General features: G+C 56.1%; 15 protein-coding genes. 5 read left to right on the top strand and 10 right to left on the bottom strand.

The genetic code is table 11. The features are described from left to right. A partial coding sequence (locus tag B2T33_RS18730; protein ID WP_286792864.1) for a LysR family transcriptional regulator occupies positions 1-712 on the bottom strand: 712 nt, incomplete at its 3' end. Between the two features lie 116 nt (positions 713-828). Between B2T33_RS18730 and B2T33_RS18725 the strand changes: the two genes are divergently transcribed. Beyond that, positions 829-1,698, top strand: coding sequence for an SDR family oxidoreductase (locus tag B2T33_RS18725; RefSeq protein WP_197146057.1), 870 nt, complete (start codon positions 829-831; stop codon positions 1,696-1,698). A gap of 18 nt (positions 1,699-1,716) precedes the next feature. Here the strand turns inward: B2T33_RS18725 and B2T33_RS18720 are convergent, their stop codons facing one another. The 6 genes from B2T33_RS18720 to B2T33_RS18695 all read right to left on the bottom strand — a co-directional run bounded on the left by B2T33_RS18720 (position 1,717) and on the right by B2T33_RS18695 (position 7,250). Continuing rightward, on the bottom strand, positions 1,717-2,682 hold the full coding sequence (locus tag B2T33_RS18720; RefSeq protein WP_197146058.1) for a DMT family transporter: 966 nt from the start codon (positions 2,680-2,682) through the stop codon (positions 1,717-1,719). Further along, a complete protein-coding gene (locus B2T33_RS18715) occupies positions 2,682-3,242 on the bottom strand; it encodes a gamma-glutamylcyclotransferase (protein WP_120224185.1) in 561 nt (186 codons plus the stop codon). Before B2T33_RS18715 ends, B2T33_RS18720 begins: the two co-directional genes overlap by 1 nt. A 47-nt stretch (positions 3,243-3,289) precedes the next feature. Next, the gene (locus tag B2T33_RS18710) at positions 3,290-4,171 is read right to left on the bottom strand and encodes a DMT family transporter (RefSeq protein WP_008889147.1); all 882 of its coding nucleotides are present in this window, start codon (positions 4,169-4,171) and stop codon (positions 3,290-3,292) included. A gap of 89 nt (positions 4,172-4,260) precedes the next feature. Beyond that, positions 4,261-5,226 (bottom strand): prephenate/arogenate dehydrogenase family protein, encoded by a 966-nt coding sequence (locus B2T33_RS18705; protein ID WP_008889146.1) that lies wholly within the window; start codon positions 5,224-5,226, stop codon positions 4,261-4,263. A gap of 1 nt (position 5,227) precedes the next feature. After that, entirely contained in the window at positions 5,228-6,325 is a 1,098-nt protein-coding gene (gene hisC, locus B2T33_RS18700) for a histidinol-phosphate transaminase (RefSeq protein WP_008889145.1), read from the bottom strand. 52 nt (positions 6,326-6,377) lie between these two features. After that, positions 6,378-7,250, bottom strand: a complete 873-nt coding sequence (locus B2T33_RS18695) for a chorismate mutase (RefSeq protein ID WP_231959620.1) — start codon at positions 7,248-7,250, stop codon at positions 6,378-6,380. Positions 7,251-7,721: 471 nt separating this feature from the next. Between B2T33_RS18695 and metX the strand changes: the two genes are divergently transcribed. The 4 genes from metX (at position 7,722) to B2T33_RS18675 (ending at position 10,801) form a co-directional block, all read left to right on the top strand. After that, positions 7,722-8,882, top strand: a complete 1,161-nt coding sequence (gene metX, locus B2T33_RS18690; protein ID WP_040822680.1) for a homoserine O-acetyltransferase MetX — start codon at positions 7,722-7,724, stop codon at positions 8,880-8,882. A gap of 2 nt (positions 8,883-8,884) precedes the next feature. Further along, positions 8,885-9,535 (top strand): methionine biosynthesis protein MetW, encoded by a 651-nt coding sequence (gene metW / locus B2T33_RS18685; protein WP_064779873.1) that lies wholly within the window; start codon positions 8,885-8,887, stop codon positions 9,533-9,535. Between the two features lie 113 nt (positions 9,536-9,648). Beyond that, complete coding sequence (locus B2T33_RS18680) at positions 9,649-10,494, top strand: hypothetical protein (RefSeq protein ID WP_286792863.1); 846 nt, start codon at positions 9,649-9,651, stop codon at positions 10,492-10,494. Positions 10,495-10,513: 19 nt separating this feature from the next. Next, complete coding sequence (locus tag B2T33_RS18675) at positions 10,514-10,801, top strand: hypothetical protein (protein WP_063088529.1); 288 nt, start codon at positions 10,514-10,516, stop codon at positions 10,799-10,801. Positions 10,802-10,831: 30 nt separating this feature from the next. On the opposite strand, the gene moaE is transcribed toward B2T33_RS18675, so the two are convergent. The 3 genes from moaE to B2T33_RS18660 form a co-directional block, all read right to left on the bottom strand. Then, positions 10,832-11,287, bottom strand: coding sequence for a molybdopterin synthase catalytic subunit MoaE (gene moaE, locus B2T33_RS18670; RefSeq protein ID WP_286792862.1), 456 nt, complete (start codon positions 11,285-11,287; stop codon positions 10,832-10,834). A 17-nt stretch (positions 11,288-11,304) separates the two neighbouring features. Further along, positions 11,305-11,856: a CDP-diacylglycerol--glycerol-3-phosphate 3-phosphatidyltransferase gene (gene pgsA / locus B2T33_RS18665; protein WP_040822814.1), complete on the bottom strand. Its 552-nt coding sequence runs from the start codon at positions 11,854-11,856 to the stop codon at positions 11,305-11,307. Between the two features lie 174 nt (positions 11,857-12,030). Beyond that, a complete protein-coding gene (locus tag B2T33_RS18660; protein WP_286792861.1) occupies positions 12,031-13,299 on the bottom strand; it encodes a uracil-xanthine permease family protein in 1,269 nt (422 codons plus the stop codon). Between the last annotated feature and the right edge of the window lie 39 nt (positions 13,300-13,338).

Genomic DNA, 13,338 nt, shown 5'->3' with positions numbered 1-13,338 from the left:
CAAAACGAAGACCCGTATCAACTGCAGCAACGCTTAGTACCAGAACATTGGATGGCTCCACCCGAACCGATCCTTGTGCGCTCATAATATCCCACGGTAATAGTGGGCCCCCATCAAGGCGATAGCGGATCGCATCATGATGTATCAAGTCTTCCGCTGTGTCAGGCATCCCGCGCGCTTCCAGATACGCCGGGGCCGCGGCCAACGCCATCTGCTGGCGACGCGGACCAATCGGAATAGAAATCATATCCTGTTCCAGAACGCTGCCATAACGAATCCCGGCGTCACAGCCCTCTGCAACGATATCGACAAGATCGCTCTCCACGACGATTTCAACCTCTACGGCTGGATGGCGCACACGATATTCGGCAATCAGCGCAGGAAGAATGTCGCGCATGACCGCACCGGGTACGTTCAGCTTCAACCGTCCCTGAACCTGACCACAGAGGGCCTTCACCTCGTTACAGGCCGCATCCAGTCCCGAAAGCAATGGATCGACACGATCCACAAGCACTTTGCCCGCATCGGTCAGATGCAGGCTGCGTGTCGTTCGGCGCAAAACAGGAATGCCCAATTGCTCCTCAATCCGCGAGACCGTCGTACTGACATTCGAGGCGGCCATACCAAGCCGTCGGCCAGCAGCACGAAAGCCACCTTCGCGCACAACCGCGACCAGGACAGTCAGATCATCCGCAGAAACACCGTTCTTCATAGAGAACAACCTGTTCAGAATTTACCCACTTAATTCGATAATCCAGAACAGTCATCCTGTCGACGACAAATCCAAGAAGCGTCCAGTGGCGCGCCAAGGTAATTGGAGATCAACCAATGTTCATCGTAACAGGGGCCTCGGGAAAACTCGGCAGCCTTATCGTCGAAGCGCTAAAGCGCCTCGTTCCAGCCCATCAAATCAGTTTGAGCGTCCGCAACCCCGAAAAGCTTCCTGAACGGCTAGCCGCGGGCGTTCGTGTCAGGCGGGGCGACTACAACGATGCCGACAGTCTTCGCCATGCTTGGGCGGGGGCCAAACGACTATTGCTGGTATCATCCAATGCCGGGGCAAGTGGCGACAATCCGCTCGATCAGCATGAAAAAGCAATTTCAGTGGCAAAGGAAATCGGCATCGAACGTGTGTTCTATACCAGTCAGGTATCAAGCAACCCACTCTCTCATTTCCCGCCGGGCCGTGATCACGCCGCGACTGAGGCGATGCTAGCGGACTCCGGCCTGGCATGGACTTCAATGCGCCACGGCTTTTACGCCGACAGTATTCTGAGCATGCATGAACATGGTTTTGCCACTGGCACGCTGACTGGCCCCGAGGATGGCAAGGTTGCCTGGGTAACCCACGAAGATCTGGCAGAGGCTGATGCACGGCTGCTAAGCGGGCATGAAACCATCGAAGGCATCACACCGCCCCTCACCGGAAATCACGCCCTTGACCTTGCAGATCTGGCACAGATGGCAAGCGCGGTCACAGGCAGAACCATCGAACGTCAGATTATCGGTGAAGATATGATGCTCGAAAGCCTGCACCGCGCAGGACTCTCAGGAAACGTGCTTGAAATCATTATCGGTTACTACCGTGCGGCCAAGGCTGGTGAATTCGAAACCGTCGACCCAACACTTAGTCGCATACTGGGGCGTGATCCGCGCCAGATACCCGATTTCCTTAGCGAAAAAATGCCGCGCACCTGATCCCACAAATGTTCGCATTCAGGTCGGCTTTGCCACCCGCCTTTTACGTGTCACAAGCCAGATACCCGACACGATCAAAACAATCCCCGCCAGATGATAAAGATGCAGCGCCTCACCCAGAAACGCGATGGCAAGGCCGCTTGAACAGACCGGGATCAGATACATGAACACCCCCGCCTTGGCCGGGCCGACCAACGACACACCCCTGTTCCAGAACATGTATCCCAGAAACGCCGGACCCGCCCCGATATAGAAAATCTTGAGCATATCGGGCCAAACCGGATCAAGGCTGGTAAAGAACGGCTTTCCATCGACCACCAGCGCCCAGATATAAAGCGGCGTTAAGAAACACAAACCGATCAGGGCCGATACAAATACAAGGCTTAGCGGATGCACACCCTTGGGCGCGCGTTTCAAAAACATCGAATAGGCCGCCCAGACCATGGCCGACATCATCGCCAGCACATCGCCCAGAACAAAATCCATTCTGGCAAAGACTGACGGGTCGCCCTTGGCGATAATCGTCGCGGTTCCGGCCCCGGCCACCAGCACGCCCAGCCATTGGCCAAGTCGTGGTTTGTCTGCCGTCAAAAGGGCTGCAAACAACAACACCCAGATCGGTGTCGTCGCGTTCAGAAGGCCGGTATTGACCGCCGTGGTGTTATAGGCCGCCAGATAAATCACCACCGAAAACAGGAACACACCGGTAAAGCCGATCAGGAACATCGACAATTTGTGGTCCGCCATGATTTTCAGATCGCGACGCAGATATTTAAAGCAGAACGGCAACAGCAAACAGATCGCAACGATCCAGCGCCAGAATGAAAGTGCCTCGAACGGGACCGTTTCATTGATGCCGCGCGCCACCACGTGGTTTGACCCCCACATCAACGAACAGGCCACCAACATCAGATAGGCCATCGTCAGTGGCGTCTGCGACCCGCTCTGGGTGGCAGAAACAGTCGTTCCGTTTGACTGGCTCATCAGATTCCCGCCCCCATATTGATCTCGCCATATTCGCGCCGCACCAGATCCATCAGATCGTGCAGGGGCGGATCAATGATGCCCATTTCATCAAGATGGCGCACCGTGTTTTCCAGATATTCAAGGTTCGGCCCGACATTGCCATGGGCCGCAACAATGATTTCAACCGCGGTGCGGACCGGCAGGTTACCGGCATATTGTTCATGTGTCGGATCGGCGACATAGGTGTGCGCAATCACCGTGCGCCCGTCTGCAAGCTCAACCTCGACATCGGCGGGGATATAGGTGTTGGTCACAAGTTCGCGCTCATCAAGATAGGCCTTCACCTTTGACCAGTTTTCCTCAGCAATGAGAAACGCGTTGCCAACACATTCCCCGCCCTTGTTCAGGCCAAGAACCAGCCCCGGATTTTCCGGCGTGCCGCGATAATGATGGGAATAGATACAAAACGACCGGTGATAGCCGGGCAGCAACGCACGTGCGCACTCGACAAATTCAAAGCCCGGCCGCCACAACAGCGACCCGTATCCAAACACCCATTTTTCGCGCGCGTCGCTCACGCATTCCTCCGCTAACTAGCTTTCTGATCTCTTAGAATTACGCGAAACTAACGCTTCATGATCACCAATGCCACCCCAAGGGCGGCAATTGCAAACCCGGCGAAGCCAAGCACGCCAAGTTGCTCGTCAAACAGAAGCCACGCAAAGAACGCGGCTGTCGGCGGCACAAGGTAGAACATGCTGGCCACACGTGTGGCTTCGCCCTGCTTGATCAGAACCATCAACAGCATGATCGCCCCGATGGATAAAACCAGCACCAGCCACGCCATCGCCAGAATGAAGTCCATGCTCCATTCAACATGCAGCGGCTCCTTGAACAGCGCGACAACGCCGACAAACACACTGGCAGCAACATATTGAACGACTGTGCCGCTCATCAGTTCCATGCCCGTGCAAAAACGTTTCTGATAAAGGGTGCCCGCAGTCATGCCAAACAGCGCAAAAACCGCAAGCCCGATGCCAAACGGCGTAATGCCAACACCATCGCCAATCTTGGGCAGCAAAACCAGCGCCACCCCGATCAGACCCAGGATCAACCCGCCCCATTGGCGCATCGAAACCCGTTCGCCCAAAATGGAACCCACGACCGATGCGGTCACAACCGGCTGCAAACCAACGATCAATGCGGCAAGCCCGGCGGGCAACCCGGTATCAATCGCCCAGAACACCCCGCCCAGATAAACACCATGCACCAGCACCCCGGTGGTGCCGATATGGGCGGCCTCACGCCAGGTTTTTGGCCATTTCGCGCCCATCAGGAAGATCACCGGGATCATCAGGATCAGGACGATGACAAATCGGACAAAAAGGAAAACGAACGGATCTGCATAGGGCAGGCCAAACTTGGCACCCACAAAGCCCGTGCTCCACAGGAACACGAACACAAATGGCATGATCCGGGCGAACGCCGGATGATTGGTGGCAGACATTTCATTCCCCTAAGGTCGGTCCGTAAAGCTTGGTGGGGCTGCTTGGTGGACCGCACAGGATGACCGACAGAATGCCGGTCACTCCCAAATTACTCAGCAGGCTTTTTCTTGCTCTTTTCGTCGCTTTTTCGGTCTTCGCCTTCGGCCGAGAAATTGGCGAAATACTGACCGGCATCAACAATGCCGCGGCGAATTTCACGGGTGCGCGAAAACAGCTCAAACAGCTTGTCGCCCTCGCCCCAGCGAATGGCGCGTTGCAAGGCCATCAGGTCTTCCTGAAAACGTCCCAGCACATCAAGCACCGCTTCACGGTTATTCAGGAACACATCCCGCCACATGGTCGGATCAGACGCAGCAATACGGGTAAAGTCACGGAAACCGGTTGCGGAAAACTTGATCACTTCCTGACGCAGCGCATCTTCAAGATCGGTTGCCGTTCCGACAATCGTGTAGGCAATCAGGTGCGGCAGATGCGATGTAATGCCAAGGATACGGTCATGATGATCGGCATCCATGCATTCAACATACATCCCGCAGGCTTCCCAAAGGGCTTTGACCTTGGCAATCGCAGCTTCGTTTTCGCCCGGGATCGGGGTCAGGATGCACCAGCGTTCCTCAAACAGTTCCGGAAAACCGGAATCCGGGCCGGAATGTTCGGTCCCGGCCAACGGGTGACCGGGCACGAAATGCACACCCTCATCCAGATGCGGGGCAATATCGCGGATGACCGATTGTTTGACCGAACCAACGTCGGAAACAATCGCACCTTTTTTCAATGCACCAGTCAATTGTGCCCCAATGGCTTCATTGGCACCGACCGGAGCACACACCATAACCAAATCCGCATCGCCAACCGCCTGCTTGATGTCGCAATAGGCCTCATCGGCAATGCCAAGTTCAAGTACCCGGTCACGGGTCGCTTCTGATCGGACCGCGCAGGTGATTTTGTTGGCAAGGCCGTCACGCTTGATGCGACGGGCCATTGACGAGCCGATCAGGCCCATGCCGATAAAGGCGACAGTTTCAAACAGCGGTTGGGATGCAGTATTGGTCATTTTATGCGTTCACAAAGTCTTTGATGGTCTGCAGGCAGATTTCCATTTCTTCCTTCGTACCGATGGAAATACGAAGCATCTGCGGCAGGCCATAGGCACCGATTTTGCGCGGGATCACGCCACGGGCCATCATGAAATCATTGGCAGCATCGGCGTTCTTGCCTTCTTCTGCCGGGAATTCAACGAGAACGAAGTTGCCATAGCTCGGATGTGCCTTAAGGCCCGAAATCGCGTTCACCTCGTCGCGGAACCACGAAAGCGTTTCCGCATTGTGGCGCACGCATTCATTGACGAAATCATCGTCATCAAGGGCGGCGGCACCGGCTTCCTGGGTCGGCAGCGGCACGTTGAACGGGTTGCGCAGGCGTTGCAGCACATCGGCAATCGCCGGCGGCGCATAGCACCAACCCAGACGAATACCACCAAGACCATAGATCTTGGAAAATGTGCGGGTCATCACGGTGTTGTTGCCTGCTTTCACAAGCTCCTCACCGGCCGAATAATCTTCCTGACCGGTCATGAACTCGGCATAGGCCGCATCAACCACCAGAACGATGTCTTCACGCAGGCCATCGCGCAGGCGCTTCATTTCGGCATCCGAAATATAGGTGCCGGTCGGGTTGTTCGGGTTGGCAACAAACACGATCTTTGTTTTGTCCGTCACCGCCGCCAACAGTGCATCAACATCGGTCGTCATGTTGGTTTCAGGCGCGGTTACCGGCGTTGCACCAACGCCCATGGTCGCAATCGGATACATCAAAAAGCCGTGCTGCGAATACAGCACTTCATCACCCGGACCGGCATAGGCGCGGATCAACAGGGTCAGAAGTTCATCAGAACCGTTACCGCAAATAAGCTGATCAAATTCCAGACCGTATTTTTCGGCCAGCTTGTGACGCAGAACGTCGCAACCGCCATCCGGATAACGATGCAAACGGGTTGCCGTGTTACGCAGGGCTTCCATGGCCTTGGGGCTCGGGCCGAGTGCGCCTTCGTTCGAAGACAATTTGATCACGCGCTGAGCACTGTCAGCACTGGATTTACCGCCTTTGTACGGCGCGATATCGAGAATTCCGGGGCGTGGGGTGGGCGCAGACATCAGGTATATTCTCCCTGGGGAAATTGCAGCCAGTCGCGGCTGCCAAGCATGTTTAACTCAGTGCGTCTTCGGCAAGCGGCACGGCATAGGCCCCAACAACCCGCAAACTTTCGGGGCGAAGGCCTTGCGCGTCCAGTGTGCTCTGAAACGCATTGGTGCGATTACAAAAGAATCCCGGCACATCAACAAGCACAAAACGCCGATCCGTCGCCTCATCGTCAGAAAAGCCAAGGATTACCGATCCGTCGATGCCATCCGCAATTTTTTTGCGCACGGTATCCATCGAAATCTCTTTGGACAGGCTGACCACAAACAGAGTCCGGTCATCGCCACTGTCTTCAAGTTCAATCGCGGCCAGAACGAAACCTTCGGTATCTTCGCCGCGTCCAACCGGGCGACCGCCAAAGGGCAGTTTTGAAACCACCCGCACCGGGCTTTGTTCGCTCAGATGGACCCACCATGGCTGGGCCTCGCCCAGTTGCGGTTTGGGAAACACACCAACCGCCGCCCGACCGTCTTCAACGGCGTTGAACGCTTCGCGCGGGGTATCAAATTCAATGATTTCGTTAAGGCACCCGAAATTCAGGCGTGCCAGTTCCCAGCAATCCAACCCGTCAGCATTGCGGCCAAGTGCCACCGTATACGGCGCTTCAAGGCGGGTTCCGGCTGCGATCATTTCGCGCCAGATCTGGATCAGGGCGGTTTTGGGAAAGGCCCCTTCATGACGTTCAACAAGCGTGCGCATGATGCGGGCTTCACGGGCCGGGCGATAGGGCACCTTGACCTTGCCACCCGCCGCGATCATCCGGTCCTTGTAGGCCCCGACGGCCTGCACAACCTTTGTCCGGCGAATGATCAGCGACTGCAAAGCCTGATCGATCTCGTCGATCTCTCCGCGCAGCTCATTCAGGTCAAGATTTGCCAAATTTTTATCGTCAGACGCCATAATCTACTCTTCTTTTGAACGGCGCACAGTATTAGGACAGGGCCGCAGAAATGCAAAGAAAAGATTGACTAACCCCGGCTCTGCTTCATAGCTAGGGTCAGGACTCATTAATTTGGTTTCAATGGTTCATCGGATTTGTGCGGATACGCGAAGCAAAGCCGCAGGAAGATATGTATCTTTCAAGGCTTTGCGACAAAGTAGGCCGTGCAAATCCGATGAATCCGAAGGACAGACGTTATATTTGCAAACTCCGGCGTCAAATCCCTTGCGCGGGGAGCCACCCCGCTCTACGGCATTTTCCTTGGATTTCACAAATATAACGTCTGCCATTGATATCAAATTAATGGGTCCTGACCCTAGAGAACTAATTTCCGTAAAACCGACGATGAAAGCATGGCGCGTTGTCGGTTTGCCCACGGAAACAACGAATAACCAAGGAAACCGCAATTCATGTCCACCGCGACCAACACGGAAAAGCGCCCCCCGCTTCCAGGCCACCACATGGTGCTTGGCGAAACGGAAAAGCTGCGCCTTGATAGCGGTGTGGAATTCGGTCCGTTTACCCTGGCCTATCAGACCTACGGCGAACTCAATGCCGACAAATCCAACGCGATTCTGGTCTGTCATGCCCTGACCGGGGATCAATATGTTGCCGATGATGTGCATCCGATCACCGGCAAGGAAGGCTGGTGGTCCGAAATCGTCGGCCCCGGCAAGATCATTGATACCAACAAGTATTTCGTCATCTGCAGCAACGTGATCGGCGGCTGCCTTGGCAGTACCGGGCCCAAGGAAATCAATCCGGCGACCGGCAAGCCGTGGGGTCTTGATTTCCCGGTGATCACCATTGCCGACATGGTGCGTGCGCAAACCATGCTGATTGACGCGCTTGGCATCGACATGCTGTTTGCCGTCATTGGCGGATCGATGGGCGGCATGCAGGTTCTGGAATGGTGCAAAAGCTATCCCGAACGGGTTTATGCCGCCGCCCCGATTGCGACCTCGTTCCGTCATTCGGCGCAAAATATCGCCTTCCATGAAGTCGGGCGTCAGGCCGTCATGGCCGATCCGGACTGGTGCGGGGGCAATTACCTGCTGGAAGGCAAGAAACCGTCACGCGGATTGGCTGTCGCGCGCATGACCGCGCACATCACCTATCTGTCGCAACCGGCCCTGCACCGCAAATTCGGGCGCAAGCTGCAAAACCGTGGTGCAATCACCTATAGCTTCGATCAGGATTTCCAGGTCGAAAGTTACCTGCGCCATCAGGGCAAAAGCTTTGTCGACCGGTTTGATGCCAACAGCTATCTCTATATCACCCGCGCGATGGATTATTTCGATCTGTCGCTTGAATATGACGGGCGACTGGCCGAGGCATTTCAGGGCTGCAAAACCCGGTTCTGCGTCATTTCGTTTTCCAGCGACTGGTGCTTTACCACCGCCGAAAGCCGGATTGTCGCCCATGCGCTCAATGCCGCGTCGTGCAATGTCAGCTGCGTCGAGATCGAAAGCGACAAGGGCCATGATGCGTTCCTGCTTGATGAACCCGATTTCCACATGGTGCTGAGTGGCTTCATCGAAGGTGCCGCCGAAGGCCGGGGGCTGAAATAATCATGAATGAGACTTTGAACCCAAACAGCGCAGCCAACGTTGCGCACAGCGACCGCATCCGTGTCGACCTGCAACTGATTGCCGACATGATCGAGCCGGGCACGCGCGTGCTTGATATCGGCTGTGGTGACGGCGAACTTCTGGGGTATCTCACACGCACCAAAAAGGTTGATGGCCGTGGGCTTGAGCTGTCCAACGAAGGGGTGCGCAACTGTGTTGCACAGGGACTTCCGGTGATGCAGGGTGATGCGGATCGCGATCTTCGCGATTACCCGGACGGGGCGTTTGATTACGCCATCCTCAGCCAGACCTTGCAGGCAACCCAGCGCCCGAAAGAGGTGCTGTCGGAATTGCTGCGCATTGGCACCAAGGCGATTGTGTCATTTCCGAATTTCGGCCATTGGCGCGCACGGTTTGATCTGATGTTCCGGGGCCGTATGCCGCAGAACCCCAACCTTCCGATCATGTGGTACGAAACGCCAAACATCCATTTCTGCACGGTTTTGGACTTCGTTGCGCTGTGTAAAGAAATGGATTTGACGATCGAACGGTCGATGGTTTTGAATGAAGCGGGATCGAAGCTCAGCCTCGGCAGCCAGACCCGGTTTTCCAACTTTTTGGGCAACCAGGCACTTTTCATGTTAAGCAAATAATCAGATCGATTATTCGTTTTCACTGAACAATCGCCCCTGCCCGATCACAAACTGATCGTGTCCCCGTCTGAAATCTGATGCCCGATCGGGCAAAATCATCAGACGGGGCCGATATGACCATTTCAATCCTCATACAATTTGTTCGCCGCAGTTTTCTGATCGGCGCGATCACCCTGCTTGCGGCCTGTTCGCAGAAGGCCGAGACGCTGAAACTTTCGGCCACCCAGTTTGGCAGCGCGACCGAGCAGGCGTTCGATCACTATGACGCGGCCTATAGCACGCAATTTGCCCCCTTCCCGAAATCCGACACGGCAAAGCGCAGCGCGTTTGTCAGCAACATCAGCGATTTCACCGGCACGATCACACCGGCCAATATCGATACCTTGCTTGATCCCGATGCGGTGAAAATCGACCCAAACGTCGCGCGTCAGTGGCAGGATACGCTGAAGGGTCTGCGCAGCCAGTATCAGCAGTTCGTTGCGATCTTCGATAATATCGAAGCCGGATCGGCATTGGGTGCGTCGGCGGTCACAGAATCGGGTGCGATCCTGGAAAAACTGCGCGCACAGCTTGCCACCATCAGCGATGAGTTCGCGCGCACCCCGCCGCAATTCCTGACCCGGCGCAGCACCCTGATTGCCGAACTGAACCTGATCCGCACCAAGGATCATAACAATCCCGAGGCCGAAAGCCTGTTGATCGAGGCCTGGTGGCCGCAATGGAACAGCCTGATCGCGGCCGAACGCGCGATGCAGACCGATACTCTGCGCGCCTTTGTGACGGCCTCAACCCTTGGCAACAGGTTGCAGGGACAGATCGATAACTATGCCAAGCTTGATGTCGGATCACTGATTACCGCGGTCGAAGACGGCATCAAACTTTCGAGCCAGATCGGCAAGCTGAGCCCAGCCGAACTGGTCACCCAAGGCACCGGCCTGCTTGAAACCGCAACCAACTAGAAAAGAGGGAGATTTCACAATGAGCCAGACACTCGGTGCCCTGATTGCCGATGCACAGGAAGCCTATGCGACCGCAGCGGTGACCTATCAGGGGGCGACGATTGATCAGAAGGTCAAATCCAAACCGGCCCTTGATAAGGCCGCCAGCCAACTGGTCGCCCTTCAGGCCAAGCAGCTTGATGAAGCCAAGGAAGTCGACGCCGAAGACGAAGCGGCGATGAAGCAATTGCGCCAGCAGGTCAACAATGCCGCGACCCTGCAAACCGGGCTGATGACCCTGGTTGCGGTGCTGACGAAATTTATCTGACGGGCCGCATTCAGGCGGTTATTTCCGCCATCATTTCCAGCGGTCGGCATCGGCATCATCGGATGCCTTTGCCGTCACCCACTTGTCACCACCATCCGGGGTTTCTTCGCGTTTCCAGAACGGCGCACGGGTTTTGAGGAAATCCATGATGAAGTCGCAGGCCTCAAACGCGGCACGACGATGGGCCGAAAGCACAATCACCATAACGATGCGTTCACCGGGCAACATGCGGCCAAAGCGATGAATGATGCGAATATCATCAAGCGGCCAGCGATTGGTGGCCTCGTCGGAGATCTTTTCCAATTCGCGTTCGGTCATGCCCGGATAGTGATCAAGGGTCAGGGCCGAAACATTTTCGCCGCCATGAATATCGCGCACCAGCCCGACAAAACTGACCGCAGCCCCGATATCGGTGCGACCATCGGTCAGGGCCGCAAGTTCGGCGCCCGGGTCAAAATCATGTTGCTGAACAGAAACGCGTGACATGGTCGCCGTCCCGTTAATCAATCGAGGTGTTTAAGACCGGTCCGCAGATAGATATAGCCGGTCTGAACCGTAACGATCCCGGCAATCCACAGCAGGATATCGCCAATCAGGATCGAGGGGATCAGATCGGGCGACGCATCGCCGACCAGAAGGAACCCGATGGCGAGAATCTGGGCCGTGGTTTTCCATTTGGCAAGGACGGTGACCGGCAAGGGCACTTTGATCTCGGCCAGATGTTCGCGCAGGCCCGACACCATGATTTCGCGGCACATGATGATCACCGCGGGCAATACCGCCAAACCAGAAATGCGTTCAAAGGCCACCATCATCATCAATGCGGCAGCCACCAGAAGCTTGTCGGCAATCGGATCAAGGAACCGACCAAGTGGGGAGACCACATTCATCGAGCGCGCCAGATAGCCGTCAAAGAAATCGGTCACCCCGGCAAAGGCAAACAGCGCAAAGCCGATCCAGTTCCCGACAGGACCATTGATGTAAAACGACGCGATCAGCGCCGGGATTACGAATATGCGCGACATGGTCAGCAGATTGGGAATCTGGTTCTTCATAAACGGGGCCTGTTTGACGGATTTTACGGCAATAACATCAAGGCCCTGATGCGCAATCGCCCAAGGCCGCGCAATTATTAAAGACTTGAAGCACATACCACAAGGGCCGTGTTGATGACGGATTAGCGTCACAACACGGCCCGTGCGATTTATCATCTCATCGCGTCTGCGCGATTATTCTGCCGCGGCCCCTGCCTCGGCCGGATGGGTGGACTTGCCGCGTCCGATGCTGAGCGCCTGGTAGAGGATGATGGCAGCAAGGGTCGCGGTGCCGATCCCGCCCATGGCGAAACCACCGAAATTGACCGTGAAGTCACCCGCACCAAAGATCAGCGTGATGCCCACCGTAAACAGGTTGCGCGGATCAGAGAAATCAACGCGGTTATCGACCCACAAACGGATCATGGCCGCCGCAATCAGGCCAAAGACCGCAACGCCAAGCCCGCCCAGAACCGGGCCCGGAATGGTGTGCAGCAATGCGCCGAATTTCGGCGAGAAACCCAGCAGGATGGCAATCACCGCCGCAATGACAAAGATCAGGGTCGAAAACACGCGGGTTACAGCCATAACACCCATATTTTCAACATAGGTGGTCACCCCGGTACCGCCGCCCGATCCGGCCAGCATGGTTGCCAGACCATCGCCGACAAAACCACGGCCGATATAACGATCCATGTTCTGTTTGGTCATGCCGCCAATCGCCTTGATATGGCCGAGGTTTTCGGCCACCAGAATGAAGGCCACCGGCGCGATCAGGAACATGGCAGAACTTTCAAAGCGCGGTGCGACAAAGGACGGCATGCCAAACCACGCGGCCTCGGAAAGTTCGGTAAAATCAATCGCCGGCATCAGGCCAAAGCCGTTGCCCAAAACCAGCACCAGCACATAACCCGCCAGGATCCCGACCAGAATGGAAATCCGGCGCAGCGCAATCGGCGCATAGACCGAGACAAAGGCCACCGACAGCAGGGTCAGAAGGGCGACCAGCATATGCATGTTGTCACCCGTGATGCCATTGATCCCGACCGGGGCGAGGTTCAGGCCAATCGCCGCACCAACCGCACCCGTCACCGCCGGCGGCATGAGTTTTTCGACCCAGCCGGTGCCGGTTGCCATGACGATCAAGCCAATCACGACATAAAGCGCGCCAGCAGCAATAATCCCGCCAAGCGCCCCGCCAATATCGGGGTTTGGTCCCGATCCGGCATAACCGGTGGCGGCAATGACGACCGCGATAAAGGCAAAGGACGAGCCCAGATAACTCGGCACACGGCCCGCCGTGCAAATAAAGAAGATCAGGGTACCGATCCCGGAAAACAGGATCGCCAGATTGGGGTCAAACCCCATCAGAAGCGGGCCAAGGATGGTCGCACCCGACATGGCAACAAGATGCTGCAAGCCCATCGGGAACATCCCGCCCCAAGGCAGACGTTGATCAGGCATGACTGTGGAAGACCGGGTCACAGACCAGGAAGGAAAATA

It is taken from the genome of Thalassospira sp. UBA4513 (assembly GCF_002388495.1).
In the GTDB taxonomy this organism is placed as follows: domain Bacteria; phylum Pseudomonadota; class Alphaproteobacteria; order Rhodospirillales; family Thalassospiraceae; genus Thalassospira; species Thalassospira tepidiphila.
The sequence above is the reverse complement of the archived record's forward strand: the minus strand, read 5'-3'. Positions and strand labels throughout refer to the sequence as shown.